Source organism: Pseudanabaena mucicola FACHB-723, from assembly GCF_014696385.1.
Taxonomy (GTDB): Bacteria; Cyanobacteriota; Cyanobacteriia; order Pseudanabaenales; family Pseudanabaenaceae; genus Pseudanabaena.
The window spans coordinates 1-22,856 of record NZ_JACJQB010000006.1 but is presented as its reverse complement, the minus strand read 5'-3'; the positions used below and the strand labels follow the sequence as shown (position 1 = coordinate 22,856).

21 protein-coding genes and 1 pseudogene are annotated in these 22,856 nt (G+C 44.4%); 11 read left to right on the top strand and 11 right to left on the bottom strand.

Features of this window, described 5'->3' with window-relative positions:
* Positions 1-103: 103 nt before the first annotated feature.
* Together kaiC and H6F41_RS04955 are read left to right on the top strand one after the other, a co-directional pair.
* Positions 104-1,801, top strand: coding sequence for a circadian clock protein KaiC (kaiC, locus tag H6F41_RS04960; protein WP_190402380.1), 1,698 nt, complete (start codon positions 104-106; stop codon positions 1,799-1,801).
* A 4-nt stretch (positions 1,802-1,805) separates the two neighbouring features.
* On the top strand, positions 1,806-2,123 hold the full coding sequence (locus H6F41_RS04955; protein WP_190402379.1) for a circadian clock KaiB family protein: 318 nt from the start codon (positions 1,806-1,808) through the stop codon (positions 2,121-2,123).
* A gap of 49 nt (positions 2,124-2,172) precedes the next feature.
* Here H6F41_RS04955 and H6F41_RS04950 read toward each other — a convergent pair whose 3' ends face one another.
* From H6F41_RS04950 to H6F41_RS04925, 6 genes are all read right to left on the bottom strand, one after another.
* Entirely contained in the window at positions 2,173-3,933 is a 1,761-nt protein-coding gene (locus H6F41_RS04950; RefSeq protein WP_190402378.1) for an Rqc2 family fibronectin-binding protein, read from the bottom strand.
* A 91-nt stretch (positions 3,934-4,024) separates the two neighbouring features.
* A complete protein-coding gene (locus tag H6F41_RS04945; protein WP_190402377.1) occupies positions 4,025-4,339 on the bottom strand; it encodes a DUF6679 family protein in 315 nt (104 codons plus the stop codon).
* Positions 4,340-4,507: 168 nt separating this feature from the next.
* Positions 4,508-5,881 (bottom strand): vWA domain-containing protein, encoded by a 1,374-nt coding sequence (locus tag H6F41_RS04940; protein WP_190402376.1) that lies wholly within the window; start codon positions 5,879-5,881, stop codon positions 4,508-4,510.
* Between the two features lie 20 nt (positions 5,882-5,901).
* Positions 5,902-6,930: a vWA domain-containing protein gene (locus tag H6F41_RS04935; protein WP_199288664.1), complete on the bottom strand. Its 1,029-nt coding sequence runs from the start codon at positions 6,928-6,930 to the stop codon at positions 5,902-5,904.
* A 106-nt stretch (positions 6,931-7,036) separates the two neighbouring features.
* Positions 7,037-7,492: a GNAT family N-acetyltransferase gene (locus H6F41_RS04930; protein ID WP_190402375.1), complete on the bottom strand. Its 456-nt coding sequence runs from the start codon at positions 7,490-7,492 to the stop codon at positions 7,037-7,039.
* Positions 7,493-7,496: 4 nt separating this feature from the next.
* Complete coding sequence (locus H6F41_RS04925; RefSeq protein WP_190402374.1) at positions 7,497-8,354, bottom strand: M28 family peptidase; 858 nt, start codon at positions 8,352-8,354, stop codon at positions 7,497-7,499.
* A 192-nt stretch (positions 8,355-8,546) separates the two neighbouring features.
* Between H6F41_RS04925 and H6F41_RS04920 the strand changes: the two genes are divergently transcribed.
* Genes H6F41_RS04920 through H6F41_RS04910 form a run of 3 tightly spaced genes read left to right on the top strand, consistent with a single transcriptional unit; the run spans position 8,547 to position 9,800 of the window.
* Positions 8,547-8,750: a DUF751 family protein gene (locus H6F41_RS04920; protein ID WP_190402373.1), complete on the top strand. Its 204-nt coding sequence runs from the start codon at positions 8,547-8,549 to the stop codon at positions 8,748-8,750.
* Between the two features lie 44 nt (positions 8,751-8,794).
* A complete protein-coding gene (rbfA, locus tag H6F41_RS04915) occupies positions 8,795-9,178 on the top strand; it encodes a 30S ribosome-binding factor RbfA (protein WP_190402372.1) in 384 nt (127 codons plus the stop codon).
* The gene (locus H6F41_RS04910) at positions 9,171-9,800 is read left to right on the top strand and encodes a MotA/TolQ/ExbB proton channel family protein (protein WP_190402371.1); all 630 of its coding nucleotides are present in this window, start codon (positions 9,171-9,173) and stop codon (positions 9,798-9,800) included. Before rbfA ends, H6F41_RS04910 begins: the two co-directional genes overlap by 8 nt.
* A gap of 47 nt (positions 9,801-9,847) precedes the next feature.
* On the opposite strand, the gene H6F41_RS04905 is transcribed toward H6F41_RS04910, so the two are convergent.
* Entirely contained in the window at positions 9,848-12,166 is a 2,319-nt protein-coding gene (locus tag H6F41_RS04905; protein ID WP_190402370.1) for an ATP-dependent helicase, read from the bottom strand.
* Between the two features lie 179 nt (positions 12,167-12,345).
* Between H6F41_RS04905 and H6F41_RS04900 the strand changes: the two genes are divergently transcribed.
* The 3 genes from H6F41_RS04900 to H6F41_RS04890 all read left to right on the top strand — a co-directional run bounded on the left by H6F41_RS04900 (position 12,346) and on the right by H6F41_RS04890 (position 16,098).
* Complete coding sequence (locus H6F41_RS04900) at positions 12,346-13,704, top strand: TldD/PmbA family protein (RefSeq protein WP_190402369.1); 1,359 nt, start codon at positions 12,346-12,348, stop codon at positions 13,702-13,704.
* A gap of 262 nt (positions 13,705-13,966) precedes the next feature.
* Entirely contained in the window at positions 13,967-14,419 is a 453-nt protein-coding gene (locus H6F41_RS04895) for an Hsp20/alpha crystallin family protein (protein ID WP_190402368.1), read from the top strand.
* Between the two features lie 191 nt (positions 14,420-14,610).
* Positions 14,611-16,098, top strand: coding sequence for a glycosyl hydrolase family 57 (locus H6F41_RS04890; protein ID WP_190402367.1), 1,488 nt, complete (start codon positions 14,611-14,613; stop codon positions 16,096-16,098).
* A gap of 109 nt (positions 16,099-16,207) precedes the next feature.
* Here H6F41_RS04890 and H6F41_RS04885 read toward each other — a convergent pair whose 3' ends face one another.
* Positions 16,208-16,606, bottom strand: coding sequence for a hypothetical protein (locus H6F41_RS04885; RefSeq protein ID WP_190402366.1), 399 nt, complete (start codon positions 16,604-16,606; stop codon positions 16,208-16,210).
* 490 nt (positions 16,607-17,096) lie between these two features.
* On the opposite strand from H6F41_RS04885, the gene tatC reads away from it, so the two are divergent.
* Complete coding sequence (gene tatC, locus H6F41_RS04880; RefSeq protein ID WP_369683018.1) at positions 17,097-17,783, top strand: twin-arginine translocase subunit TatC; 687 nt, start codon at positions 17,097-17,099, stop codon at positions 17,781-17,783.
* A 19-nt stretch (positions 17,784-17,802) separates the two neighbouring features.
* Complete coding sequence (gene cimA / locus H6F41_RS04875; protein ID WP_190402364.1) at positions 17,803-19,425, top strand: citramalate synthase; 1,623 nt, start codon at positions 17,803-17,805, stop codon at positions 19,423-19,425.
* A 43-nt stretch (positions 19,426-19,468) separates the two neighbouring features.
* Here the strand turns inward: cimA and H6F41_RS04870 are convergent, their stop codons facing one another.
* On the bottom strand, positions 19,469-20,440 hold the full coding sequence (locus H6F41_RS04870; protein ID WP_190402475.1) for an ABC transporter ATP-binding protein: 972 nt from the start codon (positions 20,438-20,440) through the stop codon (positions 19,469-19,471).
* A gap of 107 nt (positions 20,441-20,547) precedes the next feature.
* Here H6F41_RS04870 and H6F41_RS04865 point away from each other — a divergent pair, with 107 nt between their 5' ends.
* Positions 20,548-21,597: a hypothetical protein gene (locus tag H6F41_RS04865; RefSeq protein WP_190402363.1), complete on the top strand. Its 1,050-nt coding sequence runs from the start codon at positions 20,548-20,550 to the stop codon at positions 21,595-21,597.
* Here H6F41_RS04865 and H6F41_RS04860 read toward each other — a convergent pair.
* Positions 21,575-22,486: an ABC transporter ATP-binding protein gene (locus H6F41_RS04860; protein ID WP_190402362.1), complete on the bottom strand. Its 912-nt coding sequence runs from the start codon at positions 22,484-22,486 to the stop codon at positions 21,575-21,577. The two genes, H6F41_RS04865 and H6F41_RS04860, sit on opposite strands and share 23 nt — an antisense overlap.
* 241 nt (positions 22,487-22,727) lie before the next feature.
* A pseudogene (locus H6F41_RS19470) lies at positions 22,728-22,856 on the bottom strand (IS4 family transposase); the annotation flags it as partial.

Genomic DNA, 22,856 nt, shown 5'->3' with positions numbered 1-22,856 from the left:
ATTAGTAGTTCCCCTTACTTGGGTTTTACAGGTAAATATAACTAATTAGTGCAAGTTTTTCAAAAACTAAGTCTGAGTATATGCTAAAAATAGATAGAAATCTATGAATAGAAGTAAAAAAACATTGAAGCCTCAACTCCCCAAATCCCCCACAGGAATTCAGGGTCTAGATGAAATAACCGATGGCGGCTTGCCACAAGGTCGCCCCACCCTCGTGTGTGGTTCAGCAGGTTGTGGCAAGACCCTGTTTGGAGTTGAGTTTCTGGTGCATGGTGCAATTAAGTACGGCGAAGCAGGCGTACTCATGACCTTTGAGGAAAATGCTCAAGAAATCGCCCAAAATGTTGTGTCTTTGGGATGGGATCTAGAACAATTAGAAGCCGATGGTAAATTGATTATTGACCATGTTTATATCAGTCCATTGGGAATAGAAGAAACTGGTGACTATAATCTTGACGGCTTATTTATTCGGCTGGGTAGTGCAATTCAAGAAATCGGGGCAAAGCGAGTAGTTTTGGATACATTGGAAGTCCTATTTGCAGGATTAACCAATGCTCACATTGTCAGATCGGAGCTGCATCGTTTGTTTCGCTGGCTCAAAGAACAGGGGGTGACGGCAATAATTACAGGAGAGCGGGGAAGCAACACATTAACGCGCCAAGGCTTAGAAGAATATGTCTCTGACTGTGTAATTCGCTTAGAGCAGCGTACCTCAGAAGAGATCACCACCCGCTATCTGCAAATTTTTAAATATCGAGGCTCAAGACATGGCTCCAATGAATATCCTTTTATAATTGAGGAAAATGGTATTTCAGTAGTTCCAGTCACTTCAGTAGGCTTAGACTACGAAATCTCTACGGAACGAGTATCGACAGGTATCCCCCGTCTTGATGCGATGTTAGATGAGGGTGGATACTATCGGGGTAGTAGTATTTTGGTGACTGGGATGGCAGGAACGGGTAAAACGACCTTAGCAGGTTTCTTTGCGTCAGCCACTTGCGATCGCGGCGAACGATGCCTCTATTTGGCAATGGAAGAACCTCCCCAGCAAATCCTCAGAAATCAGCGATCGGTAGGACTTGATTTGACCCATCATGTCGAAAATGGTTTACTACGATTTGAGTCAGTACGTCCAACTGCCTATGGGTTAGAGTTGCGATTACTCACAATTCAGAATTGGGTCAAAGAGTTTAAGCCTAGCTCGATTGTGGTTGACCCGATGAGCAATCTTGCTAGTAGTGGAACATTAAATCAAACCAAGAATTTTCTGATGCGTTTGATCGACATATTTAAATCTCAACAAATCACTGTTTTTTTCACAAACTTACTGCAAGGTGGTTCTCCTTTTGAGCATACAGACTTAGGAACATCTTCACTCATGGATACTTGGCTAGAACTCCGTACCATGGAAACAAATGGCGAACGTAATCGCACTTTGTATATTCTGAAATCCCGTGGTATGCAGCATTCTAATCAGGTACGTGAATTTATCTTAACGAGTAGTGGTATAGACATAGTTGATGTATATCTAGGTCGTCAGGGCTTCTTGACTGGAACTGCAAGGGTCGCGCAACAAGCCCAAGAGAAATTGGAGCATATCCATCAAAAGCAAGAATTTGAGCGTAAAAAACTCAGACTAGAACAGCAGCAATCGTTAGTAAAGGCTCAAATCCAAGCTCTCGAAATTCAACTAGCCATTGAGCAAGCGGAGTTAGATATGTTTAGCCAACAAGAAGACATTTCTCAGCAAATCTTAACTGACAGCAAATTTGAAATATCAGTTCTTCGCAAAGCTGATTAGAAATATGGATATAAATACAAACGATCAGATTCCCCTGCCCGAAGAAAATGAATTATGGGACATGAAGCTTTACATAGCAGGAAAATCTGCTAAATCGCTTTTAGCTATCAGCAATTTACAAAAAATATGTGATGAGTTCCTGCAAGGTCGCTACCGAATTGAGGTAATCGATCTGATTGAGCATCCTCATATTGCTAGAAAAGACCAGATTATTGCGGTTCCGACTTTAGTCAAAAAGTTACCACTGCCCTTTAAACAGATTATTGGTGACTTATCGAATCAGGAAAAAGTGCTAATTGGTTTGGAAATAGTTCGGTTATAGCCGCCCTAGGCAATAAGAATAATTGTGGCGCTCCGCACCGCACTTATTCTTATTCGCTTCTTAGAGTAGTGGGTTGTCCCCAAATAATCTTTTCATGGGTATAAACGACCATGCCCGGCTTTGCGCCTTTGGGTTTAAATACATACTTGGGAATCGTACAAACGACGGGAACTTGATCACTCTGTCTAGCACGGCTGTAGTAGGCGGCATAGTTGGCGGCAACTTGGAGATCTTGGTCATCGGCAACAGATCCCGCAGGTAAGCGTAATAACACATGGCTACCCGATATTTCTTGGGCATGGAGCCAAAGATCATATTCCCCTGCGATGCGAAACGACAGCAAATCATTTTGATAATTATTTCTGCCCACCCACACCTCAAAGCCGTTAGGAGTAGTAAAGCGGTGACAATCAGGAATTTCCTCCTGTTTACTTCGATTACCTTTGTTTTTGATGCTTTTGTTGTTGTTTTTGGTGCGTGGAGCATATTCAGCCGTGACCTTGAGATAGCCCTGCTGTGCTAGCTCAGCACGAATTTCCTGTAAGGCAGCGAGTTCATCCTGTTCCAACAAACTGACGGCGGTAGAAACCTGCTCAAGATAGGCGATTTCCTGTTGTACAGATTCTAGTAAGGGTGCGATCGCAAGAGCGGCTCTTTTTTGTTTTTGGTGCTTTTTATATAAAGATTGAGCATTTTGAGCCGCATTTTGGGTGGGGTCAAGGGGAATCTGCACCGAAGCTCCTGAATGAAAATCGGTGAGGGTAATTTCCTTCATGCCAATTGTCCAAAGATGTAAATGTGCCATCAGTAAATCGGCTTTATCTTTAAAGTCATCGGCTTGGGCTGAAAGTTGCAAGCGATCGCAAAAGTCTTTGGCTTTAACATTGAGCTTGGTTAACTGATTTTGCAGTGCTTGACTAATTTGTTGATGGAGTTGCTGAAAGGCAATCTTGCCTGTTTGTTGCGAATAATAGCGATCGCAAAATTCATTCACGAAGGTTAAAGATTTGCGCTCATGCTCTCCCGCAATCATGGCATAGCCTTTTCCCTCCAGCTGGGGATAAAAACTTTTTTGGTCAAGGCAACCAAGCCAAATTTGCCATGCGCTATATAGAGATTCCCATTCAGGCATAGTCAGCACAGACACATTGGTGTTGCCATCGACTTTTGCGATCGCAAGTAATGAGCGCACTAGGGCGGAACTCACGCCACGATAGTTACTTAGTAAATTACGACTAATTTCTTTGGGAATTAAAATTAATTGCTCGCGCCATGAGTCAAAGGATTCATGAAGACTAGGAATTGCCTCTAACAAAGCAGGCGGTAACTCATAGCGATCGCCTGTTTGAATTGGGCGTACTCGCGACTGTTTGCTGCTGACTTGGTGGGCAGCCGTCACAATTTCGCCATTAGCATTGACTAAAATTGCATTGCTATATTTACCCATCACCTCCAAGTACAAATGCCACTGCACCTCATCATCAGGGCGTTTGGCAAATTGCAAATCCACAACACGCTCCCAAGGACTAGTCAGCTTGACACCAACGAGGGCAAAACCTGCCACCTGATGCAAAATCTGTTGACTAAAGGTAAAGGTGTCAGGCTGTTTGGGTGGTGGCTCACAGAGGTGGAGTCGTGCCGACTGGGGATGCCAAGATAGCAATAGCCATTGTTTTTTTTCGAGGGTACGTAACAACAAATGGAGGGTATAGCGATCGCTCTGATGTACTTGCTCTAACCTTGCAGGCACACAGGCTACATCTAGCTCATGGGTAAGAGCCACAAGGGTTGTCAGGTCAGCAGGTTGCATCGTTCTAATCTCGGCTTACAAAGTCTTAGGCATCTCATAAAATAGAGTGGGCGCAATGCACCCACTCTATTCTGATAGTTATGTTGATTGGCTATTTTTCAGGTTCTGTGCGGGGGCGAATTTGTTCGGCTTCAGGACAGTCATCGGATATTAACAGTTCACCGTAAGATCCCCCTGTTTTCGTGAATGACGACAATCTTTGGGTCACAGCACCAATACTTTCTAATCTGACCATCTCTTCCCAAGAGCAAACTTCGTCTTCATCTTCGGTTTCGTAGCGGATTGTGACTACGTCACCTTCAATATCTAGGATTTTGGCTCTTTCTAACCAACGTCCCTGATCCCTCAGGTAAATCCAAACATCGCTCTTGGCTTCACAAAGTTGATAAATTTTGCGATGTAGCATTCGCTTATGTCCTCAGGGTTACATAATTTTTAAGGTTAGAGCATACCCTAAAAGGTAAAAAAGCTAACCTTTACCATTGTAAACGACTAAACAAACATTTATAGCATTTAAGCAAATTGATTAACATAAAGCCAAATAAATGAGGGCGACGCAAAGCGATGCCTTCATTTATTTGGGCATAGTTTTTTTGATTTCGTTGGGGACTGGTTGATTGAGGATTCTACGTTGATCTGAGCGCTGAATCAGAATACCGAAGGCGATCGCAGTGCCAATAAAAGCTCCACCAATCAACAAGGCAGCGAATATACGCCATGGGCTACTGAGATTCCCCGATGGTGAATACTCTGATGCAGTTGTTGCATTAATAGCTTGCGCCTGAAGCTCAAAATCGAATAGGCTTTTTTTTGGTAATGGTGCGATCGCAGTTTCGTCAGTCAAGGTCACCGTTTGACGAATACGTTGCTGATTGACTTCTAGCTCAAACCATTGTGAGTCCTGACGCATCACAAAATCGACCTTAGAGGGGAAACCATTGGGATAAATTTTGACGCAGTTACCCATATCGTCATAGATTGCCGCATTTTCGGCAATAATTTGATTTTCGTTGATTACCTCCGCAAAAATTTGCGATAGGCTAGTCATCTCACTAGCAATTTTGTAATCCCAAATATCTACATCACAACCCGTATCAAAACTATCTAGTTCTTGTAATTGATAGCGATCAATATCATTCCCAATCCCAATCAAAATCAGCTTGAGATAATTTCGCTTCCCCTTGGCAATCTCTGTCGCTAGTTCCTTTGTAAATTCCTTCACATCCTCTAGGTCATCAATTCTACCGTCGGTTAAAAACAGATAAATACCGCGCTGGGCTTGACTATATTCATTTACAAAATATGCGATCGCAGGTAGAAGATGGGTAGTTTTACCAAGTTGCAAAATACTAGAGCCTGTAATCGCTAATTGCTGACAACTTAAGGCATCAAACTCGCCGAGCACTTGAATCTCATCCCCTTGACCACATCCCCAATAGATCAGCGCCGTTTTTCCCGTTTCATCTAATCCATTCGCCAAATAAGCAATAAAGTCTTTTACCAGTGGTTGCAATATATTTTCGGTAAATTTCACCGCATATCCACGTTCCTTAATTTCCGTAAAAGCCTCTCTTTGAATCTTTCTAATGGGTTCACCATCTTCTAGATAGGACTTGAGGCGACCTTGCTTGATATAGGTAGTTAAGAGTTCAGGATCGACCCGTACTTCCACCTTACGCCCATAGACCCGTTTCATCGAGGCACTGGCATCTAGAGCCAAGCCAGTCCGCCAACCTTCGGCAAATTTGCCCTGTGGCTCCATGGCGATCGTGAAGTCTACCCGACATTTTGCATCTTGAGTTGCGATCGCATATCGCCATACATTAACTTCGCCAAATTCAGCCACAACGAGATGAGCGGGAATCGCAGATTTTCGTAATTCCTTATTTAGCTCATCTTGAGATTGCGCTTGTGCAGCATGGGTCTCGGAATTATGGGCATGTACCATGACATTCTATTGGGCGGTAATTACACGAAGTCTACAACATCTGTCCATGGCTCAGATTTTGATTGTGGCGTTTCTAAGTCCACTAGCAAAGGTTGATCGGATGGCTTAGGCAAAGCTTCGGTAATGTCTTGGGTGATGTTGCCGCCCGAAAACTCTAGGGTGAATGAGGTTGAACCCGCAGGTAATTTAAATCGCATCAAAGCAGGCACACCAAAGTTATATTCTTCGCAAACTACTTCCTCTTGGTTGAGAATCCGACCGTAGTTAGTGACGATGGTTTCCATCGAGACAAATTCTTTGAAAATTTGCTCTAGGGTCTGAATCTCGTCAGCAACTTGATAATCCCATAGGTCAATATCACGACCTTCTGCATCCTTAATGAAGCTATTCTCAAATAGGTTGTCGAGTTCTTCTAGTTGCCGTTCGGCAATCTCTTTGCCAACCCCGAGCAAGACAAATTTAATAAATGGTTTTGTGCGATCGGCAATCTCTAGGGCATATTGAAAACAATATTCCTTCACATCTTCAAGATCATCAATCGTGCCATCGGTAATAATGAGGCAGATTGCCGCAGGATGCTTCACCCCGATCGCAGGGGAGTCTTGATATTTGTCAACGAAATACTGCACAGTGGGCAGTAATTTTGTGCCTGTTCCCCAAGGTAGATTTGGGCCTTTAACCGCAAGTTGATCAATTTCTTCGCCACTAAAGCTACCCAAATCTTCAATTAAAGTTCCTGCTGCGCCGCAAGCCCAGTTAATCAGATCGACCTTGCCAGTTACGGCAAAATTAGCGAGATATTTGACCATAACTCGCGTGATCGGCTCCACGACGTTGTGGGTGACTGCCGCATTGGCAAAAAAACTGCTGACTACGCCACTGATGCCGTACATTTTTTTCATTGATGCCGAGCTGTCTAGGGCTAGCCCAACTCTAGCTCCCTCAAGGGCTGGAACGATCAGAATAGTTGCAACGACATCAATATCACCATTATTTTGGGGATAAACATTGACTTCGCCAAAAGGTTGGACAACACTTTTTAACTGCATATTCTAACTCTCTGATATTTCACAGCTATTTCACAACCAAATAGTAACTTATCGAGCGCGATTACCCAAAATCCAATTTGAACAAACAGCGAGGTGCGGCGCTTTGCTACGCAAGATGCTTGACCATCAAATGGCGTGGTTCACGCCGAAAACCTAGTTTGGTATAAAGAGCTTCAGCAGGACTATTCCAGTGATCGACAACGAGAGATAGCGATCGCATATTTTGGCTTCGTAAATATTCCTCAATCAAGATAAATACCTGTTTGCCGATGCCTTGTCCGCGATAGTCTGATCTGATGTATAGCTCATCAACTAGTCCACAACGCCCGTGATATTCCATGCTAAAAAAGAATGTAAGTGCCACATAGCCAATCGGCCGATTGCGATCGCAAATTAGCCAAATTAGTCCCAACTGTTCATCACTAAGTAGGGCAGTAAAAGCTTTAATTACATTGTCATCTAGTTTGATTTTCTCAAATTGATAGAACTCCTGTACAAGTTCCATTAATGGGTCGATGTCAATAAATTGTGCTAAACGGAAGTTAATCTCTGGATTCGTCATTAGGTTAGGTCTTGCCCTTTAAGTTGTTAATCCCCGTAATTAAGCCTTGGCAAACATTAGTGAGGAAATCTAAGTCTAGTGTTTCTAAACGATCACTACTTTTATGATAGTGAGGATTCCGCATATTCGCAGTATCTGTCACCATGAGCGCTTTGTAACCCTCATCCCAAAAAGGAGCATGATCACTGCGGCGGGTGTCAGGAATCGCGAGACCGCGCCAACCTGCGGGAAGCCATTCACAGGGCAAATTTGGCTTGAGATGACGCTGAAAATGAATTAAGTCAGGAATTGTGGCAACGCTACCAATTAAGCCAATAAAATCGCCTGTATTCGGATAGAGTCGCTCTAATCCGAAACCTTTGGGGTATTGCTGCGAATTAGGATTGCGATCGCAATATCCCAACATTTCCAAAGAAATCATGAGTCTTAATTTTTGCCTCTCCTGTTTGAGTTTATGGGCATAGGCAGCACTTCCAGATAGACCATATTCCTCCATGTCAAAGGCAATTAATTGCAGGGGATATTTAATGGGATTAGCGGCGAAATACGTCGCAAATTCTAAAAGAACCGCCACACCTGAGCCATTGTCATCTGCACCCACACAACCCGCAACGGTGTCATAATGTGCGCCAATAATCAGGGGTGACTGCTTGTAACTGGAATTAGCAGGAATATTTAAAATCAAGTTCTGATGAATATTGCCGTTTACCTCAAATTCATGGACACTCACTTCACCCAATTTCGCAAAATGCGATCGGATATACTCACGCGCAAATAGATGTCCTGCCGATGCATAGTAGGGATTGCGCTCGATCACTATTTTCTCAAGGTATTGCAGGAGTCTTGCTTGTAGGGCTTGCATGTTTTTTACCTTGGCACTTTGCGCCAAACATTTGCGATCGCTGGCATTGGTCAACTAATGGGGGATAGTTGCGGCAATGCTCATATTCATATTGTGAAGGTGTCTAGGCTAATCTCACAATGCTAAAGTTGTGTAAGAAAATATTAGCAAAGCCATTAAACCCTCATTGCTGTCTACTTAATTGTTTAAATCATGAAAAACTTCATCCAAAACTTACTGCGTTATCCCAAATTTTTGGCATTGATTACGGGCGGAGTGTTATCGGTCGTAATTGCGCCGATCATTCCCCTCCTCAAAAAACCCGTTACCGCGATTGCCATGATTACTGCCATGGTGAGTGGGTTTATCGGCGTATCCTTAGTATTAAGAGCTATGCTAGGTTTAGATGTTGCTTAACACAGTACAGAATTCACTGTACAAATATCCAGAAGTATAAATATATGGCCACTACAAGACGAGTTGCTCGTGTTGCCGAATTAATCAAGCGCGAAGTTAGCAATATGTTGCTAAAAGACATTAAGGATGATCGCGTCGGCATGGGCATGGTCAGTGTCACCGATGCCGAGCTGTCAGGTGATCTGCAACATGTGAAAATTTTTGTCAGCATTTACGGCACTGAAGAAGCGAAACAACAAACCATGGAGGCGCTAGCCTCAGCAACTGGCTTTATCAAGCGTGAAGTTGGTCAGAGACTAGCCTTGCGCCGTGTTCCTGAAATTGTGTTCCATGAAGATAATTCCTTTGAGCGCGGTGTCAAAGTCCTGTCATTGATTAACCAACTCAGCCGCGAACGCCAAGAAAAGGAGTCACAAGCTAGTGATTGAGTTGATTAGGGCGGGTGGCGTGATTATGTACCCACTCTTTGCGCTGTCAGTATTTTCTCTCGCAGGGATCATGGAACGACTTGTTTTTTGGTTTAGTCTGCTTAGGCTAGAACAAAAAACCGCAGAGAACATTTTAACGATCGCTCGTCAAGATCTTAAACTTGCCACTGAAGCCGCCCAACAGTCACTCACGGTTCCCGTTGGTCGCTTTCTCTATGCGCCCCTAGCCTTAGAAGATCCCGATCCTGAACTATTTCGATTAGCACTCGAAAGTACCGCCGATGAGGAGTTAGTGGGGATGCTCAAGGGAGAAAAGTTATTAGAGGCGGTGATTACGCTTGCACCCTTGTTAGGGTTGCTCGGCACGGTCACAGGGCTGATGGTTTCCTTTGGTTCTCTCAAAATTGGGGATGTGGCTGCCAATGCCAAATCGGGATCAATCACGGAAGGGATTGCCGAAGCATTAATTACCACGGCGACAGGTTTGGTAATTGCCATTTTCACATCGGCATTCCATCGCTTATTTTTGGCACTGCAAGACCAACAGGCGAGGCTATTCTCTAAGTTTGGCAATCAATTGGAGCTAATTTACCGCCAGCATTGGCAACGCAAAGCACAATAAATCCCAAATAATCCCAAAAGTGCCACGCTATGCGTGGCACTTTTGGTTTAGGCGAGAAATTCAGGAAACTTCTTGACTAGCCCTGCGATCGCAGGGCAAACCGCCATATTGTCATTACGGCTGGCAATGGTATTCCAGCTAAAGGGAGCAGAGTTTGCTGCCGATAGCCATAGTAATTTTTTGGCGCGAGTCATGCCGACATAGAGCAGGCGAAACTCTTCTGCCTGTTTGAGATAGCTTGATTGTTGCCATGAATCCTCAGCATTGGGAATTTTTTCACCATGGACAATTGCCCGAATTTGCGATCGCGTTACCTCTGGCAGCCCAAAATCTCCTAAGAATTTCACCGACTCAGGCAGATAGGCTTCTCCTGGACAAATGCGTTTGTGCAGAAAGGGCATGAACACCACATCCCAATCGAGTCCCTTGGCTTTGTGGAGGCTGATCAGCGTCACCTGCCCCGCAGTCATATAGCGTCCTTCGAGATTTTCATCTTCGACAGCTTCAAAATTTTCTGACTCGACAATCTCGCGCAATGACTCAATGATGGTTTGCATGGAATAGTTGCCCGCCAGTTGCAGATTTAAGCGATCGCCTAATTTATCGGCTGTTGCCAATAGCCCTGCTTCATCGTCATAGAGAGTAAAGGCAACAAAGGGAATCAAGTTATAGAGCGGCAGTTCGATTTTGGCGCGTAATAGTCCAATACATCTAGCTTGAGCTTCTTTAGCAAGGGTTGGCAATGCAGGATCGAGAAGGGTGGGATAGAGAAACTTTTCGGGATTACTGGCAAGGGCATTGAGATCTTGCTGCGATGATATTTTGAGACGATCCTTGAGAACTTCGAGTGCTGCTTTGAGGTTGTCGGGCGAGTGGGGTCGTTCCATAAATTGCAAAATTGCCAACATATCTATCGGCACTCGTGAGCGGCGATCGCTTTGCTCGACATCATAGATTTTGATGTCATGTTCTTTGGTGAGCCATGCCAAAGACTCAGCAACAAAGCGACCCTGATTATGTTGACGTACCAAAATTGCCATACTCAGATGCGGATCTTGGCTATGCAGTTGCTTAATGCGATCGCCGATCATCGTCATTTCATGGTCAATGTCATCGACCACATTTCCCAAATAAATTTCGACACCTTTGCCGATCGGTTCAGGATTGGCATTAGGTTGCGGATCATCAGCATCGACAGGACGGATTCTCTGCTCTCGAAAAGGCTGCTCAAACTTGGCATATTCATGAGAATGATTGACCCAATGCAATACATAATTAGCAGCACGCATGACATTTCTGGTGCTACGCCCTGCTTGATCGAGGGTGGAAAGTTGTGAATTGAGCAAACAGCGATCGCAAAATTCATTAAAAAAGCGCGGATCGGCAGTCGTAAAAGTGGAATTAATGGCTTGATTGGGGTCTCCAACTCGCATTAAGTTTTTGCCCCCATAGCCTCTCCCCGTAGGAGAAGAGAGCAAGAAATCCGTCTCCCCCTCTCCCTTAGGGAGAGGGGGCTGGGGGGTGAGGGCATTCTGTGCCAAAATCTCCAGCAACTTAGTCTGTAATGGCGAAGAATCCTGCGCTTCATCTTCAAACACCGCAAAAACTCGCTCTTGCCAATATTTACGCACTCCTTCATTTTTTAAGACTCGCAAAGCACCCAAAATCATATCGTCATAGTCGATCGCACCCTCTTGTCGCAATAAACGCTCATAGGTTTCATAGACTCCCGCCGCGATCGCCAAAATGTCACCACCGTCAGGAGCTGAGACTTCCCTGATGTCTGTCGCACTGAGTCCAGAGCTTTTGGCAGTGGCGATCGCCTCCTTGGCTAGGCTAGGCAAGACCTCGGTTCGCAATACCGTTTGCCGCCGCAACCGTTCCGTATCTTCCCCATCAAAACTTTTGCCCTCTAGCAAAAGTGCATACAATTTGGGATTTTCCTTTACCCAAAGATTGGTGGCATTGCGAATTAACTTCTGTCTCAAGGATTCCGAGATGATTTTGGTTTCACCAGCACCAAATCCCGACAGTTCGCGATGGGTACTGGCAATGTTATAAGCCAAGCTATGCAGGGTGCTGACCGTAAAAGCACTTTGGGGTAAGCGCAGATTTTTGAGATGTTCCGATACTTTTTTACGAATGTTGCTTACTGCCGAGCGTGTGAACGTGACGATGACTAATTGCTTTTGGCGATGCAGTTGAAACTTTGCGATCGCAACTGCTGCCGCAACTGCCATCCCCGTTGATTTGCCTGCCCCCGGCACTGCCGACACTGCTAATTCTCCTCCTTGCCAATCCACCATAGCTTGTTGCCCTTTACGGAGCGTGGCGCGGAGTTGATCGAGGGCTTCGGTAGATACCATGGAGAAATTTAGAGAAATTTGTCAGCCATTCTATCGTAAACCCAGAGGCTTGTACTGACCGTGTGGCAGGTAGCACAAGCACCGCCACTCGCTTTTTAGGTTTTATGTCCTAACAAGACTAGCGACAGCTATATGATAGTTAATGATTTAAGACGAAACTAAGGAAAATTAAAGGGTTTATGTCATCAGCGCTCAGTGTAGAAAAGTTGGTTGCCGATGCCAAAGAAACGGCTAGTAAGCTAAATATCAAAAAATTTGATATTTATGGCGCAATTGTCGATGAAACCAGTGCCGAAGTCGATAGCGGCGCACCCAAACAAGTCTCCGCCTCCAATCGTGCCAGCATCACCGTGCGCGTCTGGAATGATGAAGGCACTGTCGGCGTAACATCCACCACCAATATCGATCGCATTGGTCTAGAGCTAGCCCTGCAAAGTGCCTATGAAGCCAGCTTTTTCGGGGCTAAGGAAAATATTCCTGATTTTAGTCCTGAGGCGATTGCCCATATCCCTGAGCGAGAATCGCAAACTGCGCCCCAAACTGCGATCGAGCAACTGGTTGAAACTCTTTTAGGTGCAGAAAAAGATCTCTTAGCCAAACATACTGCGATCGCAGGTGTTCCTTACAACGGTCTATCGCAACGGGATATGAGCCGATTCTATCTGAATAGCGATGGCGCAATGCGAAATGAAAGCAATTCCTATAGCTCCATTTATCTATATACCAAAACCGAAGAAGACGGTCGCAAGCCTCGCAGTGGTGGTGCATATCGGGTTAGTCGTGACTTTGCAAATTTAGATGTAAAGGGCTGTGTCGATGAAACTGCCGAGAAAACGATCAGTCATCTCAATTACGAAAAAATCAAATCGGGCAAATACTTAGTTGTGTTTTCCCCCGAAGCCTTTTTAAGCTTGATTAGCGCTTTCTCTAGTCTTTTCAATGCCCAAAGCATTCTGGATAAAAACAGCCTCTCCACACCCGAATCTATCGGCACACAAATTGCATCGCCATTACTTAATGTCAGTGATGATGAGCTACATGCCGCCAATATTGGTTCGTCCACCTTTGATGGCGAAGGTACACCGACTCAGCGCACTCCCTTAATTGCGAATGGAATCTTAACCAACTTTTTGCATAGCTCGGTCACGGCAAAGCGACTCAATGCTAAGCCCACAGGCAATGCTAGCATTGGCTCCAAAGTATCCGTTAGTCCTAACTTCTTCCACATTGAGCGTAGTGACACCTATGCCGATGAGCAAGTTCACAATCTGGCAACGGCAGAAAACGTGATTTTGATTGATGACTTGCAAGCTCTCCATGCGGGTGTCCAAGCATCTCAGGGTTCTTTCTCTTTGCCTTTTGATGGTTGGCTAATTAATAAAGGCGATCGCACTAGCATCGAGTCGGCGACTGTGGCTGGCGACATTTTGGCGTTACTAAAAGCAATTGTCTATGTAGAACCTGATGCCAAAATCACGCCTTCAGGTGTTTGTCCGCAGGTATGGGTAGAAGGTCTATCTATTACTGGTGAAGCCTAGGTTCCTCTTCCCTTAGATGGGAGAAAGAGAGCAAGAAATTAATCTTGTTCCCCTCTCCCAGTGGGAGAGGGGCTAGGGGTGAGGGCTTTACTGTGAGGAGGAGGAGAACCCTACTTAAAAAGTTCGGTTCTCCTCCTCCTCACAGCTTTTGAGGTATTCCATAATAAAACTGTGAGCGAAAGGGAAGTCCCAAACATTAACTTAACTCTTAACCTACTTCTTAACGTTCATAGTTGTTTAGAAATAGATCAAGGTGATATTTATGTTAGTACGTTGGCAACCTCTACAAGAAATGGAAGAAATGCGTCGTCAATTCGATCGTTTATTCCGTGACATCGAACCACTCACCCAAGAAACATTAAAAGGTGGCTGGGTTCCTGCCAGTGAATTACGTGATGATGGTGATCATTTAACACTACGTCTTTCACTTCCTGAAATTGAAGCCAAGGATCTCGACATTCAAGCTACCAAGGACTCGATTTCGATCTCTGGCGAACGTCAAATTGAACAACACAAGGAAGAAACTGAAAAGGGCTACTATTGGAGTGAAATGAGCTACGGTAAGTTCCGTCGTGTGTTTGCTTTGCCTGTACCCATTGAACATGAACAAGTCAAAGCAGAATACGCCAGTGGTATCCTCACATTGACTTTACCTAAAGCCAATGAAGTCAAAGCTTTCAAAGTCAACGTTGTGCCTGAGTTACCTGCCTCTTAATATTTAAAACAAAGTGCTGGGCAAAGCCCAGCACTTTGTTTCTAATCAGAGAGTTGCAGCGCTTCGCGCTGCAACTCTCTGATTAGAAACACGCAGTCAGATTTTAAACCCAAGTGCTGTCAGAATATAAATGTAGAGATTTACGATCATAAATTTGTAAGTCTCGATAACTTTATTGAGGTTTACAAATTTTGATTACAGCTACAAGCTCTGTTACCTCGGCTTTTCCTGATATTTGTGGAAATGAAGACGTAATTCAACGTGCCGTGCAGGAAGATGCACCCGTATTTTACGATCGCAATTCCAGTAACCATAATTTGCGACTTGAGGAAATCACCTCTGCCTTCGCCTGTGCTTTGCATATGCACCAGCCCACCATTCCCGCAGGAGCGAATGGGTCGCTAATTTGTAATCTGCAAAATATGTTTGAACATCAAGGCGATGGGGATAATCACAATGCGTCGGTGTTTGCATGGTGCTATAGCCGCATGGGGGACTTTATACCTCAACTAGTTGAGCAAGGCTGTAATCCTCGGATTATGCTGGACTATTCAGGAAATTTACTCTGGGGTTTGCAGCAGATGCAACGCCATGACATTTTGGATAATTTGAAGCGAATTACTTGCGATCGCAAATATCAACCTTATGTGGAATGGCTTGGCACTATGTGGAGTCATGCGGTGATCCCCTCGACTCCCATTCCTGATCTGAAGTTACATATGCAAGCATGGCAGAGTCATTTTGCTTCTACTTTTGGTATTGATGCACTCAAGCGTGTGAAAGGTTTTTCGCCGCCTGAAATGCACCTTCCCAATCATCCTGACACCCTGTACGAATACATCAAAGCGCTCAAAGAATGCGGCTATCGTTGGTTGATGGTGCAGGAACATTCGGTAGAAAACCTTGATGGCTCAGGACTAAGCCAAGATCAGAAATATATTCCCAATCGTCTAGTGGCGATGAATTCTCAGGGCGAATCAATTAGTATCACGGTGCTGATCAAAACCCAAGGTTCTGACACGAAACTGGTCGCCCAAATGCAGCCCTATCATGAGACTAAAGGTCGTAGTCGCCAGATGATTGGCAATGTGGCTGTCCCTTCGCTAGTTTCGCAAATTGCTGATGGTGAGAATGGCGGCGTAATGATGAATGAGTTTCCTCGCGATTATCCATTGATCTGGGATCAGTTGAAAACTAATGGGCGTGGCACATCAGGAACTGTAGGCTTAAATGGAACTGAATATCTGGAAATGATTGAGGCGGCGGGAGTAAATCCTTTGGAATATCCAGCCGTGCAGGCAGTGCAACAACATAGGGTTTGGCAAAAGGTTGAGCAAATTTGCGATCGCAATGCTATGAGTACCGCCGCCGTAGAACAAGCCATTAGCGAACTCAAATTGAGTGACCATCAGTTCCATATGGATGGCGCATCATGGACAAATAGTATGAGTTGGGTCAATGGCTATGAGAATGTCTTGGAACCGATGAATCAACTCAGTGCCGATTTTCATGCTAAATATGATGCTCTCGTTGCTCAAAATCCTGCAATTACCAAGAGTCCAGATTATCAGCACGCACTGCTATATAACCTCTTGGTGCAAACTAGTTGTTTCCGTTATTGGGGACAAGGCACATGGACAGACTATGCCCGTGAACTATATCGTCAAGCGAAGCTATAAATACAACATTTAAACCCAGAGAAAATTTTAAAAGCGGCGCTTTGCGCCGCTTTTAAAATTTTCTCTGGAAAGTTTGCAAAGCAAACTTTTTTATGAAGTCAGGACTTGGCTAATTTTCGCGTTTGAGGCGATCGATGGCATTAAAAATTTCACTATCAGAAACAATTCGCTGCCGTTGATTTAATTTAAATTCTTCAACACGATCCCCCAAGGTCTTCTCAGATGTGATACCACTTTCTTCCTTAATTTCCCAATTGAAGAGGCGATCCAAACCTTCTAAAGGAGCAAGCGACACCTCTGCACCTGTAAACCTGAGTATTTGCATACTGCCACCACCCACCGCAGGCGCATTGCTCTGTTGCATATCTTGGAGGATTTGTTGAGCAGGAGATAACTGGTTGGATTGAGCGTTACCGATCGCAATTTGAGCATTTAAAGATGCTGGATTTAAAGCAAATACGCCACTTGCGATCGCGAATAAGCCTAAAAATTTGCATGTGATCATCATAATTTTTTCCTGAAACCTATACACAGTCTATTTTTAGACATCCATAGCAAGCGACAAGAATTTATGAGATTGCTATATCCAGAGACATCTAAATTATTTGACTACCTAGTAAGCAATATAACATCGCCATCAGGATTTTACGGTTAAATATCAGGAAGTTAACATAATTGCCGCGATCTGTACTAATGCGGCATTAATGCGGCCTATCTTACCTACAAACCCAGAATGTAAGTTGCAGCGCAACTTGCATTCTGGGTTTGTTTCCTAACAAGACTGGCAACAGCTATAGTATCAATATACTTAGACTAGATTAGTTGATAGTTTTTCAAAGATCGGGTTAGGCAATCGACAAGTAGATTTTAGTAACGACATCATGCTAGAGACGATAAGTGAAGCAGAAGAATCCAAGAATTTGGCGAATGGACAAGCCGAAGCCATAGACAATCTAGATGTCTCAGCAATCGAGGAGGATGCCATTGAAGATGTAGAGATGTCACTCTTTGATCACCTTGAGGAATTGCGATCGCGAATTTTTTACGCCCTAATTGCCATAGTTGTCGCGATCATTGGTTGCTTTGCCTTTGTTAATAAAATTGTTGCCCTCTTAGAAATCCCAGCCCAAGGCGTAAAGTTTTTGCAGCTTGCCCCTGGAGAATATTTCTTCGTGTCGATTAAGGTGGCTGGCTATAGTGGTTTACTGGTGGCAAGTCCTGCCATCCTCTACCAAATTGTGCGATTTATCCTGCCAGGGCTGACTCGCAAAGAAAAACGGGCGATTGCACCCATTGTCTTTGGTTCTAGCATTTTATTTGTACTTGGCATTGTCTTTGCCTACGAGCTATTGATCCCCGCCGCTCTCAACTTCTTCATCAGCTATGGTGGTGATGTCGTGGAGCAGTTCTGGTCAATTGATCGTTACTTTGAATTTGTCCTATTGCTACTATTCAGTACGGGTTTAGCTTTCCAGATCCCAGTCATCCAAGCATTATTAGCCATGACAGGAATTGTTAACTCAGCTCGCATGTTGGCAGGTTGGCGCTACGTTGTCCTAGGCGCAGTGATTTTAGGTGCAGTATTAACGCCATCGACCGATCCAATGACTCAGAGTTTGTTGGCTGGTGCGGTGGGTATTTTGTACTTCGGCGGCATTTTCTTGGTTAAGGCAATGGGTAAGTAGACTCCGCGAAACGGCAAACATGGAAACTCAAAAAATTGCGATTTATGACACGACCCTTCGTGATGGTACACAGCGCGAGGGTTTATCGCTGTCTGTGGAAGATAAAATGCGGATTGCCGATTGCCTCGATCGCATGGGGGTTGCCTTTATCGAAGGTGGTTGGGCAGGGGCTAATCCTAAGGATGGCGAATTCTTTCGGCGGATGCAAGATCATCCTCTCCGCAACGCGGAATTAGTCGTCTTTTGCTCAACTCGTCGCGCAGGGATCAAGGCTGAAGATGATCCAATGCTTGTTCCCATTGTCGGCGCAGCAACTAAGTGGATTACCATTTTTGGCAAATCTTGGGATCTCCATGTCATCGAAGGTTTACGCACAACCCTCGAAGAAAATCTTGCCATGATCAGCGATACAATCGCCTATCTCAAAAATTGCGATCGCAGACTTATTTACGATGCCGAGCATTGGTTTGACGGTTACAAAAATAATCCTGAGTATGCGCTCAAAACCCTAAAATCCGCCTTTGATGCTGGTGCAGAATGGTTTATCCTGTGCGACACCAATGGCGGTACGCTGCCCGATGAAATTTCTCAAATTACAGAATTGGTCGATGCATCTCTTAGAGAATGGGGTAGCACCTCGCCGCAAATTGGCATTCATACCCACAATGATGCGGGGCTAGCCGTTGCCAATGCAATTGCTTCTGTTCAGCATGGCGCAACCATGGTGCAGGGAACGATTAATGGCTATGGTGAACGCTGTGGTAATGCCAATCTCTGTACCTTGATCCCCAATTTGCAGCTCAAAATGGGCTATGACTGCATCGCTGCCGATAGGTTATTAAACCTCACAGCCACCTCTCGCCAAGTTAGCGAAATCGTCAACCTTGCCCCCGACGATCACGCACCTTTTGTGGGGGCTTCTGCCTTTGCCCATAAGGGAGGCATCCATGTCAGCGCTGTCCAACGCAATCCCCTTACCTACGAGCATATTACTCCTGAAAGTATTGGCAACAATCGTCGCATTGTCATCTCTGAGCAAGCAGGAATCAGCAATGTCATCTCCAAAGTCGAAACCTTTGGCATTTGCCTCCGCAAAGAAGATCCCGCCTGTCGGCAAATTTTGCAAATCACTAAAGATCTTGAACAGATTGGCTATCAGTTTGAATCCGCCGAAGCAAGTTTTGAGCTACTAGTTCGTGAAGCCTTAGGCGATCGCCCCAAATTTTTTACGATCAGCAGTTTTCATGTCTATTCCACATCCGATGTCACCCATTCCGTTGGTGCAGTCAATTCCCAAGCCACAGTCAAAGTGTTAGTCAAAGATGAAGAACATCTTACCGCCGCCGAAGGCAATGGCCCCGTCGCCGCCCTTGATGCAGCCCTTCGCAAAGCTCTGACTAGTTTTTATCCTGAAATTGCGAACTTCTATCTCACCGACTACAAAGTCCGAATTCTCAATAGTGACTCTGGCACAAAAGCAACAACAAGGGTCTTAATTGAATTCAGCAATGGTAAGCGGCGTTGGTCAACGGCGGGAGTATCGCAAAATATTATTGATGCTTCTTGTAAAGCACTTGCCGAAGGTTTTGAATATGGTTTGTTATCAGCAGTCAGACATATGATGGAAATCGCCAAAGCATAAAATCGCTAAAACATAGAGTTGCGCCGCAACTCTATGCTTTGGTTTAGTCTTTGTGCCGTGAAGCTTTGATTTGCTCAATAAAAAATTCTTCGAGCGTTTGTCTGGCTAGCTCAATAGAAATTGCCTTGGCATTGATGCCGGATAAGAAATTGAGAAAATCTGGTAAGTCTTTAGCTAATTGACCATGCCAAGTATCACCTTGAAAGGTCAAATGCTCTAGCCAAGGTTTTAACTCTGCCTCAGAGCCACCATGACCACTGACTTGATAAGACTGTTCTGTGCCGAGTAACTCATTCAAAGTCCCCATGGCAACGAGTTCGCCTTTGTTTAAGATGCCAATGCGATCGCAAATTAGCTCCACATCCGACAAAATGTGACTGTTGAAAAATACCGTTTTGCCCTGATTTTTGAGCATCAAAATAATTTCGCGCACCTGATAGCGACCAACGGGGTCAAGTCCCGACATTGGCTCATCAAGAAACACCACGTCAGGATCATTGATCAAGGCTTGAGCAACTCCAATCCGTTGCACCATGCCCTTAGAATATTGGCGCAACTGCTTTTTGCGGGCTACTGACTGTGAAAGCCCCACCAGATCTAACAGATCCGCAATTCTCTGGCGACGTAAGGATGCCTCAACACCAAATAAACTACCAATAAAGTCTAGTAACTCCCAGCCTGTTAGATAGTCGTAGTAATAGGCATTTTCGGGCAGATAACCAATCGATTGCTTCGCGGTGCGATCGCCAAGGGGATAGCCTAAAATTTTTCCTGTACCTGAAGTGGGTTGGACGATGCCCAATAAAATTTTTAGTAACGTGGTTTTACCTGCACCATTTGGTCCCAAAACACCAAAGGTCTCACCATTCGGAATGGTTAATGAAAAATCCTGTAAAGAACTAATTTTTTGATTTAACCAAAAACCAGTGCGATAGGTCTTACTCAAGCCCTCAGCGACAATAGCATTGCTTGAAATAATCTGTGGCTCGGATTGGTTGGTCACTACTTCTACCATAGCTGCGATCGAAGTTGCAAAGTTCATGCTTGAAAACATTATTCTAAAGCACTAGTCTCCAATTAACCTATACAATGTATGGAAATGCGGCTAGATAGCGCCACTCTATGAGTAATATTTTTCTACTTTCCCCAAATTTGACAAAAAAAGAGCGTTTTGCAGCTTCTTGGGAATATTTATTGGAAAATGTTCAGGGTTTAGGTCAAGAGTTTGTCGATTTTTTGACTCAGCGTTCAGGTCAGCCGAATTCTAAGTTTATGGGTGCAGTTCACAATGCTTTTTTAGCTGCCGCGATTAAGCCCGATCTGTTGTTGCAATGCCAAGACTTTGACATTATTTGCAGCCATCTTTTAGAAAGCGAACTCACCCACCATTCTTTAGAAAACCTCTTAGTTTTAGCTAGATTTCAGCCCAAGACGACCTATGTCGTTTTGATTGGTAATAGTTATTGCCTCATTGAGCCAGAAATTTTAGCCAGTGAAAATGCCAAGCGATATTATCTCCAGCCGCAAAACTATAGCGATTCATCAATGCCCTACTTCTGCTGGCAAGATATCTATGCATTGGTGGCGCAAAGGCAGGAACGAATTGCTCATGAGTTTGCCGAATATATGCATTTTATGGACATGCAGCCTTGGCAGCATCGTACATGGGGAAATCTCTTTCTGAGTCCAGAGTTAGCCAAAAAGTTTAGTGAGCAATGGGGCTTAACTATCGACCACTTTCATCACAAAGATATTGCGATCGCAAAGCATAGTGGCTATAACGCCTTAGAAATCAATTATCCTTTGCCTTGGTTGCAACTGCTATACATATACACAACCCGATCGGTATCCCATAATGATTTGCAATCAATTAGTCCCTATCTAGTCGCCACGGTTTGGATCAAGGGGGATGATAGAGACCAAATTCGGGCTTTTCAAGGAATTTCCGATAGCTTTACGTTAAAAGAAAATGACGATATCAACATTGAAATTAGAGCCAGTTTAGCCGATGGTCTATGGATGGTTAAATCTGCGAGCCGCCCTAAACTAGCCGCCACCTACTACACTTCACTAGATCGAGTTGTATCTAACGAATTGGACAAAATGCAGCAAAATCTCCTTGCTTTTACGCAGGCAATTATCACCCATGCTAAAAGTCTCGAGGTAAGTTAGTACCTTGAGTAACTTCCACATAAATATTTTCCAGACGCACAGGTTGGCGCGTAACCGAATTAATCGTGATCCCCTCAAAACATTCCAAAATCTCCTTTAATTCCATTACCTTGGGCAACCAAAAAGCGAGATCTCGTCCGTAACGGCGATAGCTAAAACCAAGTTCCGATGCCCTTGCGATCGCCAGATCTTCGGTGGGTGTGCAAATAATTGCAATTTCCTGAGCAGGGACATATTTCCGCAACTCATCAAGGTTACCTTCAGCCAGCAAACTACCCTGCTTAATGATCCCAATCCTTTGGCAAAGACGCTCGGCTTCCTCTAGCATATGGGTGGTTAAAAGAATCGCAGTGTCTTGACCACGCAGTTTCCGAATTAATTCCCAAATTTCATAGCGGGCTTCAATATCAAGTCCTGTGGTTGGCTCATCAAGCACCACTAATTGCGGCTGATGGACGAGTGCGATTGCCATACTCAGTCGGCGTTGCATTCCACCACTGAGGGTTTCGGCAATACTTTTAACACGATCACTAAGTCCAACTAATTCCAGACAGTATTGTGCTTGCTTTTTGCAAATCTCTGGTTTCAGCCCATAGAGACGACCAAAAAAAAGTAAATTCTCTTCGCAGGTCAGACTTTTATAGAAAATATTTTCCTGCGGCGCAACGCCAATCAGTGAGCGAGTGGCATTAGATAAACTAAGGTTATTCATGGTCACAGTACCGCGATCGGCACTGATCAAGCCACAAAGAATACTAATCGTAGTAGTCTTCCCAGCCCCATTGGGACCTAAAAGCCCATAGACTTCCCCTGATTTAATTGCAAAGCTCAAGTTCTGTAAAACTTGCTTCTTGCCGTAGGATTTACAGACATCACGAACCTCTAGCACAGGTATATCTATCTCTTGAAAAAATTATTGGGCGAAAGTTGTGAGCTAATTTTACATGACAACCAAGTAACTACATACAACGCAGCATATTTAAAAACTAACAATAAAGCTTGTGTCGCCCGCTACGCAGGCAGCGCAGATTTATGATTATTTACTAACTAAGTAGCTAGGTATAGTTAAAACCCAGAGCTAAAACCTGTGGCGCACGCTGCGCGTGCGCCACAGGTTTTAGGGTTTTATCCTAAGTACAGGACAAAAATTTAATAGAGTTAAAGAAGGCTTGAGAATTGAGATGAAGGTCAAAGATAATATGCCGAAGAAAATCAAAGCCAAGCCGAAAGATACTCTTAGGAAAGTGACCATGCTTTTT

Excerpts from the sequence above, each read along its gene's own strand:
- kaiC (WP_190402380.1), top strand. The coding sequence starts at position 104 with ATGAATAGAAGTAAAAAAACATTGAAGCCTCAACTCCCCAAATCCCCC.
- H6F41_RS04955 (WP_190402379.1), top strand. The coding sequence starts at position 1,806 with ATGGATATAAATACAAACGATCAGATTCCCCTGCCCGAAGAAAATGAA.
- H6F41_RS04950 (WP_190402378.1), bottom strand. The coding sequence starts at position 3,933 with ATGCAACCTGCTGACCTGACAACCCTTGTGGCTCTTACCCATGAGCTA.
- H6F41_RS04945 (WP_190402377.1), bottom strand. The coding sequence starts at position 4,339 with ATGCTACATCGCAAAATTTATCAACTTTGTGAAGCCAAGAGCGATGTT.
- H6F41_RS04940 (WP_190402376.1), bottom strand. The coding sequence starts at position 5,881 with ATGGTACATGCCCATAATTCCGAGACCCATGCTGCACAAGCGCAATCT.
- H6F41_RS04935 (WP_199288664.1), bottom strand. The coding sequence starts at position 6,930 with ATGCAGTTAAAAAGTGTTGTCCAACCTTTTGGCGAAGTCAATGTTTAT.
- H6F41_RS04930 (WP_190402375.1), bottom strand. The coding sequence starts at position 7,492 with ATGACGAATCCAGAGATTAACTTCCGTTTAGCACAATTTATTGACATC.
- H6F41_RS04925 (WP_190402374.1), bottom strand. The coding sequence starts at position 8,354 with ATGCAAGCCCTACAAGCAAGACTCCTGCAATACCTTGAGAAAATAGTG.
- H6F41_RS04920 (WP_190402373.1), top strand. The coding sequence starts at position 8,547 with ATGAAAAACTTCATCCAAAACTTACTGCGTTATCCCAAATTTTTGGCA.
- rbfA (WP_190402372.1), top strand. The coding sequence starts at position 8,795 with ATGGCCACTACAAGACGAGTTGCTCGTGTTGCCGAATTAATCAAGCGC.
- H6F41_RS04905 (WP_190402370.1), bottom strand. The coding sequence starts at position 12,166 with ATGGTATCTACCGAAGCCCTCGATCAACTCCGCGCCACGCTCCGTAAA.
- H6F41_RS04900 (WP_190402369.1), top strand. The coding sequence starts at position 12,346 with ATGTCATCAGCGCTCAGTGTAGAAAAGTTGGTTGCCGATGCCAAAGAA.
- H6F41_RS04895 (WP_190402368.1), top strand. The coding sequence starts at position 13,967 with ATGTTAGTACGTTGGCAACCTCTACAAGAAATGGAAGAAATGCGTCGT.
- H6F41_RS04885 (WP_190402366.1), bottom strand. The coding sequence starts at position 16,606 with ATGATGATCACATGCAAATTTTTAGGCTTATTCGCGATCGCAAGTGGC.
- tatC (WP_369683018.1), top strand. The coding sequence starts at position 17,097 with ATGTCACTCTTTGATCACCTTGAGGAATTGCGATCGCGAATTTTTTAC.
- cimA (WP_190402364.1), top strand. The coding sequence starts at position 17,803 with ATGGAAACTCAAAAAATTGCGATTTATGACACGACCCTTCGTGATGGT.
- H6F41_RS04870 (WP_190402475.1), bottom strand. The coding sequence starts at position 20,440 with ATGGTAGAAGTAGTGACCAACCAATCCGAGCCACAGATTATTTCAAGC.
- H6F41_RS04865 (WP_190402363.1), top strand. The coding sequence starts at position 20,548 with ATGAGTAATATTTTTCTACTTTCCCCAAATTTGACAAAAAAAGAGCGT.